The 18,817-nt window shown below is 48.8% G+C and carries 19 protein-coding genes and 1 other annotated feature; of the genes, 17 read left to right on the forward strand and 2 right to left on the reverse strand.

What is annotated here, in order from left to right:
* The first annotated feature begins 90 nt into the window (after positions 1–90).
* The 8 genes from ABIE27_RS21735 (at position 91) to ABIE27_RS21770 (ending at position 6,501) form a co-directional block, all read left to right on the forward strand.
* On the forward strand, positions 91–390 hold the full coding sequence (locus ABIE27_RS21735) for a hypothetical protein (RefSeq protein ID WP_240036676.1): 300 nt from the start codon (positions 91–93) through the stop codon (positions 388–390).
* 4 nt (positions 391–394) lie between these two features.
* A complete protein-coding gene (locus tag ABIE27_RS21740; RefSeq protein WP_090918464.1) occupies positions 395–571 on the forward strand; it encodes an H-type small acid-soluble spore protein in 177 nt (58 codons plus the stop codon).
* 238 nt (positions 572–809) lie between these two features.
* Positions 810–1,295 carry a tRNA (adenosine(37)-N6)-threonylcarbamoyltransferase complex ATPase subunit type 1 TsaE gene (gene tsaE, locus ABIE27_RS21745; protein WP_123063252.1) on the forward strand — a complete coding sequence of 162 codons (486 nt, stop codon included), beginning with the start codon at positions 810–812 and terminating at the stop codon, positions 1,293–1,295.
* A complete protein-coding gene (tsaB, locus tag ABIE27_RS21750; protein WP_429351460.1) occupies positions 1,292–2,224 on the forward strand; it encodes a tRNA (adenosine(37)-N6)-threonylcarbamoyltransferase complex dimerization subunit type 1 TsaB in 933 nt (310 codons plus the stop codon). The genes tsaE and tsaB overlap by 4 nt, the downstream gene beginning before the upstream one ends.
* 17 nt (positions 2,225–2,241) lie before the next feature.
* Complete coding sequence (rimI, locus tag ABIE27_RS21755; protein WP_429351461.1) at positions 2,242–2,763, forward strand: ribosomal protein S18-alanine N-acetyltransferase; 522 nt, start codon at positions 2,242–2,244, stop codon at positions 2,761–2,763.
* The gene (gene tsaD / locus ABIE27_RS21760) at positions 2,760–3,818 is read left to right on the forward strand and encodes a tRNA (adenosine(37)-N6)-threonylcarbamoyltransferase complex transferase subunit TsaD (protein ID WP_123063254.1); all 1,059 of its coding nucleotides are present in this window, start codon (positions 2,760–2,762) and stop codon (positions 3,816–3,818) included. The genes rimI and tsaD overlap by 4 nt, the downstream gene beginning before the upstream one ends.
* A gap of 239 nt (positions 3,819–4,057) precedes the next feature.
* Positions 4,058–4,231, forward strand: coding sequence for a hypothetical protein (locus ABIE27_RS21765; RefSeq protein WP_429351462.1), 174 nt, complete (start codon positions 4,058–4,060; stop codon positions 4,229–4,231).
* A 151-nt stretch (positions 4,232–4,382) separates the two neighbouring features.
* Positions 4,383–4,729, forward strand: a binding site (T-box leader).
* A gap of 212 nt (positions 4,730–4,941) precedes the next feature.
* Positions 4,942–6,501: a 2-isopropylmalate synthase gene (locus ABIE27_RS21770; protein ID WP_123063256.1), complete on the forward strand. Its 1,560-nt coding sequence runs from the start codon at positions 4,942–4,944 to the stop codon at positions 6,499–6,501.
* A 755-nt stretch (positions 6,502–7,256) separates the two neighbouring features.
* On the opposite strand, the gene ABIE27_RS21775 is transcribed toward ABIE27_RS21770, so the two are convergent.
* Positions 7,257–9,221 (reverse strand): ABC-F family ATP-binding cassette domain-containing protein, encoded by a 1,965-nt coding sequence (locus ABIE27_RS21775; RefSeq protein ID WP_123063257.1) that lies wholly within the window; start codon positions 9,219–9,221, stop codon positions 7,257–7,259.
* 279 nt (positions 9,222–9,500) lie between these two features.
* On the opposite strand from ABIE27_RS21775, the gene ABIE27_RS21780 reads away from it, so the two are divergent.
* From ABIE27_RS21780 to ABIE27_RS21820, 9 genes are all read left to right on the forward strand, one after another.
* Positions 9,501–10,139 carry a 5-formyltetrahydrofolate cyclo-ligase gene (locus tag ABIE27_RS21780; RefSeq protein ID WP_429351463.1) on the forward strand — a complete coding sequence of 213 codons (639 nt, stop codon included), beginning with the start codon at positions 9,501–9,503 and terminating at the stop codon, positions 10,137–10,139.
* 15 nt (positions 10,140–10,154) lie between these two features.
* Positions 10,155–10,658 carry a cyclic pyranopterin monophosphate synthase MoaC gene (gene moaC, locus ABIE27_RS21785; RefSeq protein WP_429351464.1) on the forward strand — a complete coding sequence of 168 codons (504 nt, stop codon included), beginning with the start codon at positions 10,155–10,157 and terminating at the stop codon, positions 10,656–10,658.
* Between the two features lie 37 nt (positions 10,659–10,695).
* Positions 10,696–11,181 (forward strand): MogA/MoaB family molybdenum cofactor biosynthesis protein, encoded by a 486-nt coding sequence (locus ABIE27_RS21790; protein ID WP_017690080.1) that lies wholly within the window; start codon positions 10,696–10,698, stop codon positions 11,179–11,181.
* A gap of 150 nt (positions 11,182–11,331) precedes the next feature.
* Positions 11,332–11,580 (forward strand): twin-arginine translocase TatA/TatE family subunit, encoded by a 249-nt coding sequence (gene tatA / locus ABIE27_RS21795; protein WP_123063259.1) that lies wholly within the window; start codon positions 11,332–11,334, stop codon positions 11,578–11,580.
* A gap of 79 nt (positions 11,581–11,659) precedes the next feature.
* Positions 11,660–12,442 (forward strand): twin-arginine translocase subunit TatC, encoded by a 783-nt coding sequence (tatC, locus tag ABIE27_RS21800; RefSeq protein WP_429351465.1) that lies wholly within the window; start codon positions 11,660–11,662, stop codon positions 12,440–12,442.
* A gap of 32 nt (positions 12,443–12,474) precedes the next feature.
* Positions 12,475–12,669 carry a hypothetical protein gene (locus ABIE27_RS21805; protein ID WP_429351466.1) on the forward strand — a complete coding sequence of 65 codons (195 nt, stop codon included), beginning with the start codon at positions 12,475–12,477 and terminating at the stop codon, positions 12,667–12,669.
* Between the two features lie 269 nt (positions 12,670–12,938).
* Complete coding sequence (gene groES / locus ABIE27_RS21810) at positions 12,939–13,220, forward strand: co-chaperone GroES (protein ID WP_090918205.1); 282 nt, start codon at positions 12,939–12,941, stop codon at positions 13,218–13,220.
* A gap of 73 nt (positions 13,221–13,293) precedes the next feature.
* Complete coding sequence (gene groL, locus ABIE27_RS21815; RefSeq protein WP_090918203.1) at positions 13,294–14,925, forward strand: chaperonin GroEL; 1,632 nt, start codon at positions 13,294–13,296, stop codon at positions 14,923–14,925.
* Positions 14,926–15,083: 158 nt separating this feature from the next.
* A complete protein-coding gene (locus ABIE27_RS21820; RefSeq protein WP_123063262.1) occupies positions 15,084–15,320 on the forward strand; it encodes a hypothetical protein in 237 nt (78 codons plus the stop codon).
* A 275-nt stretch (positions 15,321–15,595) separates the two neighbouring features.
* On the opposite strand, the gene ABIE27_RS21825 is transcribed toward ABIE27_RS21820, so the two are convergent.
* Positions 15,596–18,736 (reverse strand): glycoside hydrolase family 2 TIM barrel-domain containing protein, encoded by a 3,141-nt coding sequence (locus ABIE27_RS21825; protein ID WP_429351467.1) that lies wholly within the window; start codon positions 18,734–18,736, stop codon positions 15,596–15,598.
* Between the last annotated feature and the right edge of the window lie 81 nt (positions 18,737–18,817).

The following is an 18,817-nucleotide window of genomic DNA, read 5'->3' on the forward strand; positions in this document are numbered from 1 at the left end:
GTTTGGAATGTCTAGATCGGGGTCTCCAGCATTTTGTATGGTTCTGCAAGAGTCGGGGATGATAACAGAAACATGATGGGGAGGTGCCAGATGAAGAACAGGCGAGATGAGGAAGAGGCGCACAAGCATACGTTCACGCCCTATCCTCTGGAGGATGCCGAAAGTGCAGAAGAGTTTTATACGCCGGCAGCAGATGTGAACTGGGAAGCAGTGACTTCAGAAAAGCTGCCGCTCGATCGGGAATCTTTTATGCTGGATATCGATCGTATGGTGAATGAGGGTTTAGGCGGCGGTCAGGTTACAGAGGATAACGGTTATATTGGCGATAGTACGACAGATACGATTGTGCAAGAAAACCACAATGAAGACCCGGAAGGAGACTACGAATAATATGATGGATGCGAAGCGGGCCAAAGCCATATATAATTCCAAAGATACAATCGCAGTGACGCTTGAAGGAGAACCTGTCTGGATTGAAAATGTGGATGAGGCAAACGGTATGGCAACGGTACAGGTGGGCAGCAGACCAGGAAACACCCAAACGGTGCGAGTGGATCGTCTGGAAGAGTAGCAGCTATAAAAATGTGACAAAAGAGAAGTGAGAACATTCTTGAAATCAATAAAAATGCGGCCGATACCGAAAGGTATCGGTTTTTTAGGTTAGAATCCTTTCTGTGATTACGCAAAGAGATGGTTATTAAGTCTAACCTTTCCAGCATGTTCCTTCGATGTTGCGGGCAAGGAAAGGGACCGATATAATAAGGTTCAAAGTGAACTCAGACGGAAGACCGTCAAAGGTGGGGCGTATATTGAATCAGACGCATGAGCAGTGGGTATATCACTCCCGCAGCATTGCAGATACAGAAACGCTTGCGGCTGCACTTGCGACGCAGGCACAAGCTGGAATGGTCATTGCACTGGACGGCGATTTGGGTGCGGGAAAAACTGCTTTTTCTCAGAAGTTTGCCTGGCATTTGGGCGTGAGAGATGTTGTAAGTAGTCCTACCTTTACGCTGATCAAGGAATACGAGGGGCGATTGCCGCTATATCACATGGATGTATACCGCATTTCGTTAGAAGAAGCGGACGAGCTGGGTCTTGAAGAATATTTTTATGGTACGGGAGTCAGTTTGGTGGAGTGGTCCAGCATCATTCCTGAGTTGTTACCCAAAGAGCATCTTCATGTGCAGATTGAGACGACAGGTCTGGAAGATCGAATGATAACACTGGATGGGTATGGTGAGGGATATGCCGCGCTATGCCGACAGTTCAGACAGAATGGAGTTAAAGGATGATACAAGGTTTGGGTAATGAGGGAAAGATCAAGGGTTTGGGAAAAGAAGGAACGATCAAGGGTTTGGGAAATAATGAGACGATCGAAGAGTTGCAGGAAAAGCCGCGTCAGCGGTTTTTGGTGCTGGATACATCTACAGCGGTGATGGCCGCAGCGGTGATGGAGGAACGGTCGTTGCTGGAGGAGCGCAATGAGCGAGCAGAACGTAATCACTCGGTGCACGTTGTGCCCGTGATGGAGCAGTTGCTTGCAGCCAGCGGCACGAAGCCAGGCCAACTGGACGGGATCGCCGTCGGCATTGGGCCAGGCTCGTACACGGGCATCCGCATTGCGGTGACCGCGGCAAAGACGCTGGCCTGGGCGTGGGACATCCCCGTTGCCGGGGTGTCCAGCCTGCAGGCCCTCGCCTGGGGCGGCTGGCACAGCGGCCTCGCCGCCAAGGCGCAAGCTGCGGCAGATGATGCCGCAGCCGGGGCTGGCGGAACGCCATCCGCGGACCAGGGCGGCACTGGTGCCGCCTCTGTCCACTGGATCGTTCCGCTCGTGGATGCGCGGCGCGGTCAAGCCTATACCGCGCTGTTCGCCTCCGCCGGCGGCGATGCGCCCCGCCGGCTGGCGCCGGATGCCATCCGCCAAGTGAACGGATGGCTGGAAGAGCTCGCCGCCCGCCTGACGGAGGCGGCGCCGGAAGAGCGGCCCGCTGCCGTCTGGATCGTCGGCGAGACGGGCCAACATGCGGCGGCAGCGGCAGAGCTTCGCTGCCCCGCAGGAACGGCGCTCCAGCTCGTCCCGTATGAGCTGGAAGGCCGCTGGATTGGGCGCCTTGGCGCCGAAGCGCTGCTTGCAGGTCAGCGCGACGACGTACATGCCCTGGTGCCGAACTACACCCAGCTGTCCGAAGCCGAAGCCAACCTGCTTCGCAAAGGCTGAAGGGAGAGGGAGAGCGGATGGACAACGCAGCGAACGAAGGACAGGAAACGGAGTTTCAATTCAGACTCATGACGGTGGAAGATATTTCTGACGTGATGGAGATTGAACATGAGGCATTTACCCTCCCTTGGACGGAAGAGGCATTTCACAATGAATTGAAGCATAATCATTTTGCTAAATATATGGTCATGGAGCTGGACGGCACGGCGATTGGGTATGCGGGCATGTGGACCATTATGGACGAGGCACACATTACCAATATCGCGGTGAGAAAAGCATACCAGGGCCGCAAGCTGGGCGAAAAATTACTGGACGAGCTAATGAAGACGGCAGCCTATCTCGGCATGGAGCGAATGACATTGGAGGTTCGGGTGTCGAATGTCGTGGCTCAAAATTTGTATCAGAAAAAAGGGTTTGAATCGGCAGGTCTGCGCAAAGGGTATTACTCTGATAATGGAGAGGATGCAATGATCATGTGGGCGGTGCTTCCGCCTGCAAGCCGGAGCGGCGAAGAGGAAGGAAGCGTAATGGATTCATGAATGATCTTATAGATAATCAAGGCGGAACTCCATCCTATATTCTGGCGGTAGAGACCAGCTGTGATGAAACATCGGTAGCCGTGGTCAAAGATGGACGTGAAGTGCTGTCCAATCTCATCTCTAGTCAGATCGAGACACATAAAGCGTTTGGCGGAGTTGTACCCGAGGTAGCTTCACGCAAGCATGTTGAAGTTATCACACTGATGCTGGAGCAGGCGATCGAGCAGTCTGGTATTCGTCCGCGTGATCTGAGCGCGATTGCGGTTACACAGGGACCTGGATTGGTCGGCGCACTGCTGGTGGGTATCGTAGCAGCGAAGACGCTTGCGATGGCTCTGGGCAAACCGCTGATCGGCACCCATCATATTGCTGGTCATATTTATGCCAATCGCCTTGTACGTGAATTGCAATATCCGGCGATGGCTCTTGTGGTGTCAGGCGGGCACACCGAGCTTGTGCATCTGGAGTCCGAGGGCAAATTCAAGCTGATCGGACGCACACGGGACGATGCTGTCGGTGAAGCTTATGACAAAGTGGCTCGTGCACTGGGCTGTCCATATCCGGGAGGGCCGCATGTAGACCGCATGGCATCCGAAGCTGAAGATGTGGTTCCTTTGCCACGGGTATGGCTTGAAGCAGGGTCCTATGACTTCAGTCTAAGTGGCTTAAAATCGGCTGTACTCAACGCACTGAATCAGGCCAAGATGCGTGGTGAAACGTTGGAACCTTCTGCAGTGGCACGTGGTTTTCAAGAAGCAGTCGTTGAAGTGCTCGTGGAAAAAGCGGTACGTGCTGTTCGTGAATATGGCTCACGTCAGTTACTTCTGTGCGGAGGGGTTGCGGCCAATCGTGGTTTGCGGACAGCCTTGCAGGAACGCTGTGCGAAGGAAGGGCTTGAACTCGTCATCCCGCCAATGGAATATTGTACGGATAATGCAGCCATGATCGGCGCGGCAGCACATCTGAAATGGATTCGCGGCGAGGGGACTGATTTTGACGCGAAGGCAGACCCTGGACTTTCTCTGGAAGCCTGGTCGGTTCAGACCGAAGCGTAAAGTTCTCTGGGAGTGCATCTTAACGTAGTCTATTTGGGAAAGAGATTGTTCATTTTTGAAATGAATGGTTGACAGCGGTTTGTGAAGAATGTATATTAGTTACAAATTTAAACAGGAATTATCTCCTGAATTGAAAAACGCGATGAACAGGAACAGTAAGGTCACTCCCGGTCATTAGAGAGCTGCGGGATGGTGCAACGTAGCCGAAGGAAACCTGAAACTCACCTGGAAGCGGAACGATGGAACACGGCTATCAAGCAACAGGCCGAAGGCTGAAACCAGCCGAAAGTATATCGTTACGGGTTGCCTCCGTGAAAGGGCCATTGTGCTCGATCCCATTTTTCAGATTAGAACGAACGGAGACGATTTCCGTTACGCTAATCCGAAGTGTAGAGATCGATGGACAATACTAAGGGGACTTTCAAGCCGTTATTCGAACAGACTTGGGGTCAACAAGAGTGGTACCGCGAAGGTGAACAGCCTGTCGTCTCTTGCATTACGCAGGAGAGGGCAGGCTTTTTTGATTTTATTTTTTGATCAATATTAACAATGAATATCATATCAACAAACGTAATGAACGGGAGCAGTAGAACGGCAAAGGCGCTCAGAGAGCTGCGGGGTGGTGCGACGCAGTGGCCGGGATCGTTTGAATCTCGCCCGGGAACAGAGCTTTGGAAACATGAGAAGAGGTTGAGCATGTTCGTCACTAAACGAGACGGTGTCAACTCATGTGTACACAGCAACGGTTAACCCCCGTTACAGGGCGTTTCTCTGAATTGTTACGGTTTCGCCGTAGTTAGGGTGGAGTCTAATGGACTTTTTGGAGAACACGAGGTGGATGGTGTCGGTGCAGACTGAGCCATCAAGCGAGAGTGGTACCGCGGAGGGGAGAATAACCCGCCGTCTCTTTGATGAGACGGCGGGTTATTTGTTTTTGCTGCCGGCAGCAGGGTGGGCAAAATGGAACAACCATATGGATGCAAGTCTGATCAGGAAATCTGGAACAACAGTTCATGGTGTAAGTCGACGTACACTTTGAACCATCACACATCACATTGAACATAACTTTTCACAAACCAAACATATACGAACCGATATCCCAAATTAATGGAGGTTAATGAATATGACAACGAATCCGAACAAACGCATGATTGACATTTTTGATACAACGCTGCGAGATGGAGAGCAAGCCCCCGGAGCCAGCCTGCATCCGGAGCAAAAAATAGAGCTGGCTCACCAGCTGGCAGCGCTTGGCATTGACGTCATTGAGCCTGGATTTCCCATCTCCAGTCCAGGGGAGTTTGAGGCGGTTCAGGCGATCTCAAGACAATTGCAACAGGTGGAAATCTGCGGATTTGCGCGTGCAGTCAAAGGCGATATCGATGCTGCAGTGAAGGCTACAGCGGATGCGGCCCGGCGACGAATCCACCTGTTTATATCCTCGTCTGATATTCATATTGAGCATCAGCTGCGCCGTCCACGCAGTGAAGTGGTGGCTACGGCTCGGGAGATGGTCTCCTATGCACGCCAGTTTACGGATATCGTGGAGTTCACAGCGATGGACGCTGCGCGTACCCAGATGGATGATCTGATTGAAATGGTTGAAGTGGCCATTGAGGCAGGGGCAAGCATTATTAATCTGCCGGATACCGTTGGTTATGCGCTGCCACATGAGTATGGGGAAATGTTCCGGCGAGTTCGTGAGGGGGCAAGGGGCGGCGATAAAGTTCGCTATAGTGCTCACTGCCATAACGATCTGGGGCTTGCCGTGGCGAACAGTCTGGCTGCTATTGCGAATGGTGCTTCCCAGATTGAAGTGACGATTAACGGGATTGGAGAACGGACGGGAAATTGTGCGTTAGAGGAACTGATTATGGCGCTGGAAACTCGTGGAGATGTGATTGGAGCAACGACCAACATCAAGCTGAATCAACTGTATGAGACATCTCGCCAGATTAGCCGTGCCATGCATTTTCCGATCGCTTACAACAAACCGGTTGTTGGACGCAATGCCTTCCAGCATGAGTCTGGCATTCATCAGGACGGTTTGCTGAAGAACCGCAATACGTATGAGATTATGGATCCGGAAGCACTGGGCATTCCGCGCAGTATGATTATTTTGGGTAAACACTCTGGTCGTCACGCTCTGAAGGATCGGGTGCGCAAATACGGGTTTGAGCCGGATGAGCAACAGATGGAACAGCTGTACGAAGTGTTCAAAGTAACCGCAGACCAGCAAAAAGTGGTAAGTGATGACCAGTTGCTGCAAATGGTAAGTCAAACGATGAATATTCCGGCACAAGACTATGAATTGGTTGAGCTACAAGTGACGGCAGGCAGCATGACAGACCGCATGGCTGCAGTCCGTATTCGTACGAGTGCAGGGGAACAGTCCTACTCTGCCGTAGGCAAAGGGCCTGTAGATGCAACGATTCAGGCTATCGGGCAGTGTATCTCAGATGACATTACGTTTGTTGATATGGAGATGCATGCCTTGAGTGGGGGAGAAGGAGCCAGCGCGGAAGCCGTGATCACGGTAGAACGTGCCGGACGAGAGTTCAGAGGGACAGCAACACATCATGATATTGTCATGGCCGCAGGTTTGGCATACGTTGCGGCATGTAATGCAGCTGGACTGAAAGCAGAGTCTGTTGTGGATAGTGAAGAGGTGCCTGTACACTAAGCTCCCTTAGAGATATGAATATGCTATAGCAAAAAAGAGCTGAAAAGGGTTCCTTCCCGCCATAGATTGGGCGGAATGGAACCCTTTTTCTGTTTTATAAATGATTTGATCAGAAATGGAACACGCCCACTTGCCTGTTTAAATATGGAGGAATGGAATGAACGAAAAACTATATCGTGATAACCGAATCTGTCAAGGTGTGATTATAGTTATCCACATATCCAGAGTAATTTGTGGGTAACTAAGGTGAAGTCCTGCAACAAGTGTTTTCGAAACAAACGCTTTGCAGGGGATAGAATACATCAAAGTTACCAACAATACTGTGGATAATGTGGATAAAGTGGTGGATAAATATGGTTTTTGCTTGAAAAACTTATTCTACCAACGTTTGATTACGTGAAAAAGGATGTGGAAGATCACTCATGCTTGTGGATAAGAAGAGGGTCTGCCTTCAAAAATTTATTTTACGTAATCCGAGGATATTTGACAAATGTGAAAATATGAGTTTCTGTTCTCTACTGAGCTTGGAGAATTGGATTTATGTTTTATCAACTGCTCCCACGTCTCCTAAATAGCAGGCTTCCTTTAAACCACAAGAGGCTCCGCGTTACTATCGTAACAAGGAGCCTCTTGTACATTTTCTGCTATTTGTCGTCCATTACTACATCAATCTCATGCGTTATCGTAGGCTATAACTCAAGTTCCTAAAGTTATGATGTAGACTCACGGACAGTATCATCGCCCGGAATCATAGCTTAGTCCATCGCCAGTGTTTCCCACTCTTCATAAGCTTTTGCAAGCTGTGTTTTGTGCTCCTCCGATGACTGCTGCAACTCCTGCAGTTTCATATAATCCTGATACACTTCTGGCAGAGCCATCTGTTCTTCAAGCGAAGTGATCTCGGACTCCAATTCGGCAATCCGCTGTTCCAGAGCTTCCTGTCTGCGCTGTCTGTTTCGTTCTTCACGCTTGGCTTGTTTATCTGCTTCAAAGGAAGCGGCGCCAGATTTTTCAGTTGTTGCTGAACTGGCACTTGCTGCTGCGGAAGAAGCGGATTTGGAAGAGGCCAGGCGAGCCTCGGCGGCCTCACGTGCAATGTCCTCTAATTCCTGCTTTTTTTCCACATAATCGTCATAGTTACCGAGGTATTGCTCGGTGCCTCCAGGATGAAGCTCAACGATCCGTTCCGCCATCTTGTTGAGGAAGTACCGGTCATGGGAGATAAAGAGCAACGTTCCTTCGTAATCCATTAAAGCGGCTTCCAGCACTTCTTTGGCGAAGAGGTCGAGATGGTTCGTCGGTTCATCGAGAATAAGCACGTTGGCTTCCTTCAGCATGAGTTTGGACAGAGACACACGAGCCTTCTCTCCGCCGCTGAGCGAGGATATTTTTTTGAGCACATCATCACCGCTGAACAAAAAGTTACCGAGTACGGTTCGAATGCGCGCTTCTTCCATGCCCGGATAAGCGCTCCACAGTTCTTCGAGCACCGTGTTGGACGGATTCAGTCCAGTCTGCTCCTGGTCATAATAACCGATCTGTACTTTGGTGCCCCACTGAATATCACCCTGCGCAGGACGAAGACTTCCGGTCAGACATTTCAGCATCGTTGATTTTCCGATTCCGTTAGGCCCGATCAGAGCAACCGTTTCGCCGCGTCGCAGATCAAAGGATACATTGCGGAACAGAGGTGAACCCTCCTCGTATGCAACGGATAACTGATCAACACGCAGGACTTCCTTGCCAGACATCACAGCGGTCTCGAATGAAAAATGGGCTTTCTTGAGATCGCCGAGTGGTTTATCCAGACGATCCATCTTCTCCAGTGCTTTGCGACGACTCTGAGCACGCTTTGTCGTTGAAGCGCGTACGATGTTCTTTTGCACAAAGTCCTCCATCTTGGAGATTTCATCCTGTTGTTTCTCGTATTGTTTCATCTGAATCTCATACTCGGCTGCCTTCAGCTCCATATAGCGACTGTAATTGCCCGTATATTTTTTGGAGCGATGACGTTCGATTTCAACGATGGTCGTTACGAGTCTGTCCAGGAAGTAGCGGTCATGGGATACGACTAATAGTGCGCCCGAGTATCCTCTCAAATAATCTTCCAGCCATGTCAAGGTTGCGATGTCCAGATAGTTGGTAGGCTCGTCCAGCATGAGCAGATCTGGAGCTTGTAACAGAATGCGAGCTAATGCGAGCCTGGTCTTCTGACCGCCGCTGAGTGTGCTGATGGGGGTGTCTGGGGAGAATTCACCAAAACCCATACCATGCAGTACGCTGCGAATGCGCGTTTCCATCTCGTAACCGCCATGATCCTTGAACCAGTCCGAGCGTCTGGCATAGCGTTCCAGCAGATCAGCATATTGCTTTTCATTTTCCATTAGTGCAGGGTCGGCAATATCATGCTCCATCTGTCTCAGTTCAGCTTCGGTCTGGGTCAGATGTGCAAAGACATGCATCATTTCTTCCCAGATGCTGCGACTCGACTGCAGACCGCTGTTCTGGGCGAGGTAACCAAGCGTTGTTTCTTTGGATTTGAAGATTTGTCCGCCGTCATAGGACATCTCTCCAGCGATGATTTTGAGCAAAGTGGATTTCCCTGCACCGTTAACGCCAACCAGGCCGATGCGCTCACGTTCTAATATTTGTAAGTTCACGCCGTCCAGGATTGGATCGACACCAAAACGTTTAATAATTCCGGATACTTGCAGCAACATAGAATTAAGTTCCTCCATAGGTCGAGTTCTGAAATAGACACTTACTTCTCAGTTTACATGAAATACAGAGCAAATGCACCGATTGGGAACGGCTATGGCTTGTAGTCTTTTTGGTCAATCAGTGATAAACTGAAAGAAGGCATGTTATACCATGAGGATTTTGCAGAAAATGAATCATTTGAACCTGATCATCCAGATGACATCTTGTCTTAACATATAAGCGCAATGGCTTAAATTTATTTTTTTACCTTCCATATCAACAGGAGGTTCGTCAGCATTATGCAGGATCAAGCGAAACAGAAGAAGCAGCTTCGCTCCCGGCTTAGACAGCTACGTGATCGTTTGGACGAGCATATGCGTCAGCAAGCCAGCATGCGAATAAATGACGGACTGAAGCGTGAACTGGATCGCCTGCGGCTAAGCAAGAACAGGCAAAAGCGTGAGCCGCTGGTTATTTTCAGCTACCTCTCTTATGGCAGTGAGGCTTCCACCGCTTTTCTTTTTGAAGAGGGGTGGAAGCAAGGGGATATGTTGCTAGCGCCAAAAGTGCTCGCTGATCCGCCACGAATGGAACTCCGACGAGTGAAGAGCCAGGAGGATATTGAACCAGGCGTTTGGGGCATACCTGAACCTAAGGCGTCTTGTGAAGTGTTGCAGCCCGAGGATTGGCCGGCTTTGGATCTGGTGCTGGTACCGGGACTGGGTTACGACCTTCGAGGAGGACGGATCGGATACGGTGGCGGTTATTACGACCGGTTTGCAGCTTGTCTTGAGAACCAATGTGCTAAGCAAGGTAAAGGACCTCTCATGGCTGCTTTGGTATTACCTGGCCAGTTGGAGCCGGACATTCCGATGGACCCGCTAGATCTGCGGCTGGATCTGTTGATAACACCCGAAGGTATATTACATATCGAATAAAGGGTTGTGATGTGATTGAACTCAGAAGTAAACCAAGGTCGTTCTTCCAGTGGGAAGCTGACTCATTTTAATGAACAGGGACGAGCCCGGATGGTGGATATATCGGGTAAAGATGTAACGGTACGTACCGCTGTCGCTGTAACGAAAGTCACGATGAACCCGGAGACACTGGAAGCGATCCGCCAAGGCCGTATTGGAAAAGGTGATGTGCTGGCGGTTGCTCAGATTGCCGGTATTCAAGGGGCGAAAAAAACGTCTGATTGGATACCAATGTGTCATCCGCTTGCACTGAATGGGGTGGATATTCGTTTCCATGATAACGGCGTGGACGAACTCCATATCCAAGCAACTGTCAAGACAGAAGGCAAAACAGGTGTTGAGATGGAGGCGCTCACGGCGGCCTCGGCTGCGGCACTTACGGTATATGACATGTGCAAGGCGATGCAAAAAGACATGATCATCGGCCCAACGATGTTGCAGTCGAAGAGCGGCGGTAAAAACGGTGATTTCAGCCGATAACGGATATTTATTTTCATAGAGGAGAAGGGTGATCTTTATGGTGTGGAGAACAGCAATCCTGACAGCCAGTGACAAAGGGGCCCGTGGAGAACGTGAGGATACAAGTGCGCAGGTGATACGGGAACTTGTAGAGGAAGAACTGGGTGGTCAGATCGTGGAGTATCGGATCGTTCCTGACGAACCGGATGAGATTATTGCAGCCTTAATCGAGATGACCGATTATTTTCACGCGGATCTCGTATTAACAACGGGCGGTACAGAGCTGGCCATTCGGGATATTACGCCTGAAGCGACCAGACGAGTGATTGAACGTGAAGTTCCCGGCATGGCGGAGGCGATGAGATATAGTGTGATGAGCAAAAATCGCTCAGCGATGTTATTCCGCGGGGTGTGCGGAATTCGCGGCCGTACGCTGATTGTGAATCTGCCCGGTACGCCGAAGGGGGTTCACGAACATCTGGCAGCCATTATGGATCAGCTTCCGGAAGCGCTCCTGATGGTAACGGGCCAATTCAAGCAATAAGGGAATTAAAGCACAGTTATCACATTTACGGGTTATGTAAGTGGTTACATCTGTGGTATGATGGGCATAAATCCAAATGCAGTTAAGACATCTGATGAACATATCTTCGGATATCCGCATGTTGAACGCTTGAAACAAGGAGGAAGATCAATGTTAAGTTCGATTGGACCAACAGGATTTATTTTGCTGGCCGTGATTGCATTGCTGTTGTTTGGGCCTAACAAGTTGCCGGAATTGGGACGGGCTGTCGGACGTACGTTCCGTGAGTTCAAGGAAGGCGCGCGTGATATTATTTCGGACGATGATGCTTCCAGCCGGAAAGAGCAGGAAAAAGCGAAACCGGTAACAGCAGATACAACGGCTGCTGAGAAACCTGTGGATAAACGCCTGCCGGAATAAGGTTCATGCAACGAAAGAGACATCCCTTCCTGCCGGAAGGGTTTTGTATTTTAAAGCTGAAATTCCAGGGGAGGCAGGCATGACGCAGCAAAATGTTGAAATGACGCTTTCGGAACATCTAAGCGAGCTGCGCAAGCGGCTGATTTATGTATTAAGCATTTTTATTTTGGGACTGATTGCAGGTTTTTTTGTGGCAGACCCGGTTTATCATTACTTGACGAAGGCGGAGACGGCCAAAGGCTTTGTACTGCACGCGTTCTCGTTCTGGGACGGTATTGGTATCTATATGAAGATTGCTGGACTCTTTTCCATTATCATTACGTTGCCCTTTACGGTATATCAGATTTGGAAGTTTGTTAGTCCTGGTCTGCGGCCTCAAGAGCGTAAAGCATCTTTGAAGTATGTACCTTACGTATTTCTACTGTTTCTGGTGGGTGTCGCTTTTTCGTACTATGTTGTTTTTCCAATGGCGCTTGCGTTCACAACAACGATCACGGAGAAAATGGGACTTGTCGAGACATACGGCATGAAGCAGTACTTTAGCTTTCTGTTCGGTATTGTGTTGCCGGTATCCCTGTTGTTTGAGTTGCCGCTGCTCATTATGTTCTTGACAGGGCTGCGCATTTTGAACCCGATTCGTCTGCGTAAAATGCGCAAAATTTCTTATTTCGTGCTGATTTTTATTGCAGTGGTCATTACGCCGCCGGATTTCATATCTGATCTGCTCGTCATGATTCCGCTGTTGCTCTTGTATGAGATCAGTGTGTTTCTATCTGCAATTGTGTATCGCAAGCAGCTTGCAGCCGATCAGGAGATTGAAGCTCGCTATGTGCGGGTCGACGACAATCAGCATGCAGGGTAGAGAAGTGTGTAATTTATGTATTTGGAGTGAGGATGCTGGTGCATCAAAAAAAATGGAGTGCGGGTGGAGAACGAATCTACTCGCTAGAAGACCCGGGGAAGATGTGTTATTCTGCTCCGGGTCTTCTAGTTCCATTGGCAGATGAGAAGAGATCAGGACATGCAGGCATATTATACGGGTCAATGGATACAATGGAAAAGGGGATGCGGGGTGAAGTTTGCATCTAAGGCAATGAATCTCGTAAAATAGAAGGCATGAATGTAACATTCATCCAGCTGTACCAGGCGTGATTTGGCTTAATGGATATTAGTGTCAAGCTGTATGGATGTAAATTCAACGTAAATTCTCGCAAGAATTCATCAAAAAGACTTGAAATCATGCTTCAAGTTGAGTATCATAAAGTTGGTTGTTAGCACTAAACACTGTCGAGTGCTAATACATATGGCTGCAACCTACAAATGCAAGGCTATATAATTTTAAAAGGAGGCTATTTTTCATGATCAGACCTTTAGGTGAACGCGTATTGGTAGAACCACTGGAGCAAGAGCAAACGACTTCTTTCGGGATCGTACTTCCGGACTCCGCCAAAGAAAAACCGCAAGAGGGTAAAATCATTGCAGTTGGTGCGGGTGCATTGAAAGACGGCGTACGTGTAGCTCTGGAAGTGAAAGAAGGAGACCGCGTTATTTTCTCCAAATATGCCGGTACAGAAATCAAATTCGAAGGTAAAGAATATTTGATTATGAAAGAGAGCGACATTCACGCGATTCTCGACTAATCTCAAATTTTAATCGGTTAACCGAACATATAGCAGTATCATTTTACACAATATACTAGGGAGGTTTTCTTAAATGGCTAAAGACATTAAATTCAGTGAAGACGCTCGTCGCTCCATGCTTCGTGGTGTGGATGCATTGGCTAACGCAGTCAAAGTAACGCTCGGACCAAAAGGCCGTAACGTGGTTCTGGAGAAAAAATTCGGAAGCCCGCTCATCACGAATGACGGTGTAACCATTGCAAAAGAAATCGAACTGGAAGATGCATTCGAGAACATGGGTGCTCAGCTGGTTAAAGAAGTAGCAACGAAAACAAACGATGTTGCCGGTGACGGTACAACTACTGCAACAGTACTTGCTCAAGCCCTGATTACAGAAGGTTTGAAAAACGTAACTGCAGGCGCTAGCCCAATCGGTATCCGTAAAGGGATCGACAAAGCGGTTAAAGCTGCGGTTGCTGAACTGCAATCCATCTCCAAACCGGTTGAGACTAAACAATCCATCGCACAAGTAGCGGCAATCTCTGCAGCTGACGAAGAAGTAGGCGAACTGATCGCTGAAGCTATGGAAAAAGTAGGTAAAGACGGCGTTATCACGGTAGAAGAATCCCGTGGATTCGCTACTGAGCTGGAAGTGGTTGAAGGTATGCAATTCGACCGCGGATACATCTCTCCATATATGATCACAGATACGGACAAAATGGAAGCAGTTCTGGATAACCCGTACATCTTGATCACAGACAAAAAAATCTCCAGCACACAGGACATCCTGCCATTGCTTGAGAAAATCGTTCAACAAGGCAAACCGCTCGTATTGATCGCTGAAGATATCGAAGGCGAAGCTCTGGCGATGCTGGTTGTGAACAAACTGCGTGGTACATTCAATGCTGTAGCGGTTAAAGCTCCAGGATTCGGTGACCGTCGTAAAGCAATGCTGCAAGATATCGCTGCCTTGACTGGTGGCCAAGTAATTACGGAAGAACTGGGTCTGGACCTGAAATCCGCAGTTGTGGAACAATTGGGTACAGCTCGTCAAATCCGTGTTACGAAAGAAAACACAATCATCGTTGACGGTGCTGGTAACAAATCCGATATCGATGCACGTGTTAGCCAAATCCGTACACAATTGGAAGAAACAACTTCCGAGTTCGACAAAGAGAAACTGCAAGAGCGTCTGGCTAAATTGTCCGGCGGCGTAGCGGTAATCAAAGTCGGTGCGGCAACTGAAACTGAATTGAAAGAACGCAAACTGCGTATCGAAGATGCCTTGAACGCAACTCGCGCTGCGGTTGAAGAAGGTATTGTATCCGGTGGTGGTACTGCGCTTCTGAACGTATATCATGCTGTTGCTGGTGTAGCATTGTCCGGCGACGAGCAAACAGGTGTGAACATCGTACTGAAAGCTCTGGAAGCGCCAATCCGCACAATCGCTGCTAATGCTGGTGAAGAAGGTTCCGTAATCGTGGAACGTCTGAAAAAAGAGCAAGTTGGCGTAGGTTTCAACGCTGCAACTGGCGAGTGGGTTAACATGATCGAAGCGGGTATCGTTGACCCTGCGAAAGTAACACGTTATGCACTGCAAAACGCGGCTTCCGTAGCAGCAATGTTCCTGACAACTGAAGCGGTTATCGCTGACAAGCCAGAACCTGCAGGCGCTGCTGGCGCTCCTGACATGGGCGGCATGGGTGGTATGGGCGGCATGATGTAATAAAGGTGTAAAATCCTTTGTTATGCCGATAGAGGAAAGGCTCCCGAAAGGGAGCTTTTTTCTTTTTTAGCACAACCGTAATTCTTTTTGAACGTATGTATGAGGATACATAGAGTAAGATAGAGTAAATGATATCAACTGAGAAAGGAGGGACAGCGATGAGAAAAAGTACAAAGTGGGTATTGTGGATTCTGGGTTTCATATTGGCCGCGATCTTTGTGAATTTCTATATGAATCTATTTAGTTTTGCTTATGCGTTGATTGCTGTACTGCTCATGTTTTTTACAGGTTGGGGGTTCTTGGCTAAGCTAAAAAATGATGTTCATCAGCATGAAGAGTATCACAAAAGAGTTCACGAGTTGGCGGAAGATGATATCGAACGTTATACGAGATAACTGTAAGGTGTTTCATTATTTCTATCACTGCTTCCAATATTGATACGGGATTGTTTAGTGAGAGCGTAACGTTTGAGTAGTTTTGATTTTTAGTAAGTTTGATTTTTAGTAAAGGAGGGATACGGTACGGCTGTAGCTCTCCTTTTTTTATTATAGGTTGTTTTGCACTAACGATCTCCAACACAAAAATCCCTGCCAGCATTATGCCAGCAGGGATTTTTGGTGTTTGTTATGAAGATGAAAGCTAAGAAATTACTGTAAATGGAGCGGAAGCTCTATACAGGTTTCACCGTAAACGTGAAGTGATACGGACGGTTCGCTTGCAGTGTGTACTCCGGATGTGTACGTGCACTCCAGCTGTCGTCACCGCCAACACCCATCTGCATGTAGTTGATGCGGGCGATGGTACGTGAACTTACTGGCAATTTGTAGACGTGGTCGTTCGCTTCCAGTTCTTCAGGCGACCATGGCAGTGCATTAATTTCAAACGGTGCGTTGGCTTCAAAATGCAATCCGATAGTACTCTTTTCAGAATCTCCGCCTACAGCAGATGTAAGCTCCGCATAACGTACATCCGTTTTGTTACCACATTCCTGTGGTTTCAGGTAAGGCACGAACTGATCACGAACGGCTCCGGTGTAATAGCCGAGGCGTGCACTGGTCAGACGGTCGATGTAGTTGTCATGCGGCCCTCTGCCGTACCAGGAGATCGTATCCAGACTATCTTTTAATTCAAACAACATGCCGAATTCAGGCAGTTCAGGCAGCCCCACTCCTGGAACGAGGGTTTGACTGATTTCAAGCTCGCTATTCGGTTTGATGTGATAGGTGATGGATAGCGTACTTCCCGGACTAGCGTCCCACGTATAGTCCGTTGTCACATGACAACCCTGCGCATCCTTATGATGTTCAAAACGAATCAGTTTGTTCGTCGCATGAGCATCCCGCCAGAAGGCAGCACGTTCATTCAGCTTGTTACCCAGATCGTTATCGGTCATCGCACGCCAGAAGTTCGCACGAGCAGGTGCCAGTAACTGCTCCTGAGAGTTAATCTGATAGGAAGTAAGTGCGCCAGTAACCAAACTAAAGCTTACGGAAACTTCACCCGCATTCACTTTCAATTCACCCGTTTGCAGTTCTTCGACTCGAAGCGCGTCACTTGCTCCCGCAGCAGGTTGCTGAATTGCACGCAGACGAGGAGATACGACGAATTGCTCCCAACCAATCTCATGTCCTGCTTCCGCCCACTTCGTAGCCTTCTTGGTTTCCAGAGAGACAGTAAGAACAGCTTCTGTGTACAGGTCGGAAGATGGTGTGTAAGGGATATGAACTTCAACGGATTCAGCAGGCTGTGCAGCAATGTCCAGATGCCCTTTTTCCACAGGTACACCGTTATGGGACAACGTCCAGGCGAGTGCATATTCGTTCAGATCCGTGAACAGGAAATGATTCGTGATTCGAATCAGCCCGGTTTGCAGATTGAGTGCCTGCATGCGAACGTTCTGATAACATTTTTTCACTTCTTCCAGCTTAGGTGTAACGGTTTTATCTGCCAAAATGAGCCCGTTACCGCAGAAGTTGCCGTCATGCGGAGACTCGCCAAAATCTCCACCGTAAGCGAGATATTCTACACCGTCTGCTGTCTTGGTACGGATGGATTGATCCACCCAGTCCCAGATAAATGCTCCTTGTAAAATCTCATATTTATCAAACATTTCCCAGTACAGGTGCAGTCCGCCACAGGAGTTGCCCATCGCATGGCTGTATTCACAGATGATATAAGGTTTTTTGTCCCCTTTCATACGTGCATACTGTTCAATATCATTCGGGCTGATATACATCGTGGACTCAATATCGCTCGCCGAATCGGTAGGGCGGTAGTGATAGGTGCCTTCATAATGAACGAGCCTTGTTGGGTCGGCTTGTTTCAGATAGTCGTACATGGCGATAAAGTTATCGCCGCCAAACGATTCATTACCAAGCGACCAGATGATGATGGACGCATGGTTTTTGTCCCGTTGGAACATCGAATTACAGCGATCGATGACATTGTCGCGCCACTCCGGCTTGCTCGCGGGAATGTTGTCGTCGTTCATTTCTTTTTGTCCATAGTACCATGTACCATGTGTCTCCAGATTGGTTTCGTCAATGACATACAGTCCATATTCGTCACACAGCTCATACCAGAGCGTCTGGTTCGGATAGTGCGATGTGCGCACAGCGTTGACATTATAGGCTTTCATCAGCTCGATATCACGAATCATATCCTCACGGCCGATGGCCCGTCCTGAATCCGGCGAGAATTCATGGCGATTGACACCCTTGAACACGATGCGTTTGCCGTTAATTTTCATCAAGCCGTCCTTGATCTCAAATCTGCGGAAGCCGACACGGGTACGCACAGCCTCCACCGTTTCGCCCGACGTATTCTGGATGGACAGCACCAGTGTGTATAGGTTAGGTGTTTCAGCACTCCACAAGAGCGGGTTCGCAACTGAATCAGAGAGATGTAACGTCACTTCTTCTTCATTATTAAAAGAAACCTCTGCCGCAAGCGGCTGATTCAGAACAAGCTTCTGCTCCCCATCATAAAGCTGCGCTTGAACCGTCAAGCCGTCTACATGCTGTCCGGCGTTATGATTGAAGAGCTTCACATCCAGCTGCAGTTCTGCATTCTGAAAAGCCTCATCCAGTTCCGTACGAACGAAGAAATCAGCGATTTGAACCGGTGAAGGCGAGTGCAGATATACTCCACGGAAAATACCGCTAAGACGCCAGAAATCCTGATTTTCCAGCCAGCTTGCATCACACCAGCGATAAACTTCAACCGCGAGCTTGTTCTCGCCTTCTGTCAGGTATGCCGTGATATCAAATTCCGCAGGTGTGAAGGTGTCCTCACTGTAACCAACAAGCTCTCCATTCACCCACACATAGAAGGCAGATTCAACGCCTTCAAAGTGCAACAAGACCGGACGGTCTTTCCAGTCCGCAGGGACTGTGAACGTGCGAATATAGGAACCGACAGGATTATAGGTTGCTGGTGCAAAAGGTGGTTTTAACTCAGGCTCGCGCTCCACCCAAGGATACGTCATGTTCGTGTAGTGAGGGTAATCATAGCCCTGCAACTGCCAGTTGGACGGGACAGCGATGTCATCCCAGTTGCTGGCATCATAGCTGGTTTCGTAAAAAGAAGTAATGCGCTGTTCTGGCGTTTCGGCAAAGCTGAACTTCCATGAACCATTCAAAGTCTGATACCAAGGGGACGAAGTGAATTCATTGGACAAGGCTTCTTCTATCGTTGGGAACGCTATCATATTGGCATGGGCTGGCAACCTATTGACCTGAAATGTCTCAGGATTATTATTCCATTCTGGATATCCGTTAGCCGGAGGGGTGTGCACGAGTTTCTTTCGCATATCAGCAGCTCCTTTGATCATGTTATAATATATTCACAGTATAGAATTGATCAGGTACTTAGAAAATAAAGAATATTGCCC

The sequence above is a fragment of the Paenibacillus sp. 4624 genome, from assembly GCF_050435065.1.
In the GTDB taxonomy this organism is placed as follows: Bacteria; Bacillota; Bacilli; order Paenibacillales; family Paenibacillaceae; genus Paenibacillus; species Paenibacillus amylolyticus_D.

Bases quoted from the DNA above. Each gene is read 5' to 3' on its own strand.
- ABIE27_RS21735 (WP_240036676.1), top strand. From the start codon at position 91: ATGAAGAACAGGCGAGATGAGGAAGAGGCGCACAAGCATACGTTCACG.
- ABIE27_RS21740 (WP_090918464.1), top strand. From the start codon at position 395: ATGGATGCGAAGCGGGCCAAAGCCATATATAATTCCAAAGATACAATC.
- tsaB (WP_429351460.1), top strand. From the start codon at position 1,292: ATGATACAAGGTTTGGGTAATGAGGGAAAGATCAAGGGTTTGGGAAAA.
- rimI (WP_429351461.1), top strand. From the start codon at position 2,242: ATGGACAACGCAGCGAACGAAGGACAGGAAACGGAGTTTCAATTCAGA.
- tsaD (WP_123063254.1), top strand. From the start codon at position 2,760: ATGAATGATCTTATAGATAATCAAGGCGGAACTCCATCCTATATTCTG.
- ABIE27_RS21765 (WP_429351462.1), top strand. From the start codon at position 4,058: ATGGAACACGGCTATCAAGCAACAGGCCGAAGGCTGAAACCAGCCGAA.
- ABIE27_RS21770 (WP_123063256.1), top strand. From the start codon at position 4,942: ATGACAACGAATCCGAACAAACGCATGATTGACATTTTTGATACAACG.
- ABIE27_RS21775 (WP_123063257.1), bottom strand. From the start codon at position 9,221: ATGTTGCTGCAAGTATCCGGAATTATTAAACGTTTTGGTGTCGATCCA.
- ABIE27_RS21780 (WP_429351463.1), top strand. From the start codon at position 9,501: ATGCAGGATCAAGCGAAACAGAAGAAGCAGCTTCGCTCCCGGCTTAGA.
- ABIE27_RS21790 (WP_017690080.1), top strand. From the start codon at position 10,696: ATGGTGTGGAGAACAGCAATCCTGACAGCCAGTGACAAAGGGGCCCGT.
- tatA (WP_123063259.1), top strand. From the start codon at position 11,332: ATGTTAAGTTCGATTGGACCAACAGGATTTATTTTGCTGGCCGTGATT.
- tatC (WP_429351465.1), top strand. From the start codon at position 11,660: ATGACGCAGCAAAATGTTGAAATGACGCTTTCGGAACATCTAAGCGAG.
- ABIE27_RS21805 (WP_429351466.1), top strand. From the start codon at position 12,475: ATGCTGGTGCATCAAAAAAAATGGAGTGCGGGTGGAGAACGAATCTAC.
- groES (WP_090918205.1), top strand. From the start codon at position 12,939: ATGATCAGACCTTTAGGTGAACGCGTATTGGTAGAACCACTGGAGCAA.
- groL (WP_090918203.1), top strand. From the start codon at position 13,294: ATGGCTAAAGACATTAAATTCAGTGAAGACGCTCGTCGCTCCATGCTT.
- ABIE27_RS21820 (WP_123063262.1), top strand. From the start codon at position 15,084: ATGAGAAAAAGTACAAAGTGGGTATTGTGGATTCTGGGTTTCATATTG.
- ABIE27_RS21825 (WP_429351467.1), bottom strand. From the start codon at position 18,736: ATGCGAAAGAAACTCGTGCACACCCCTCCGGCTAACGGATATCCAGAA.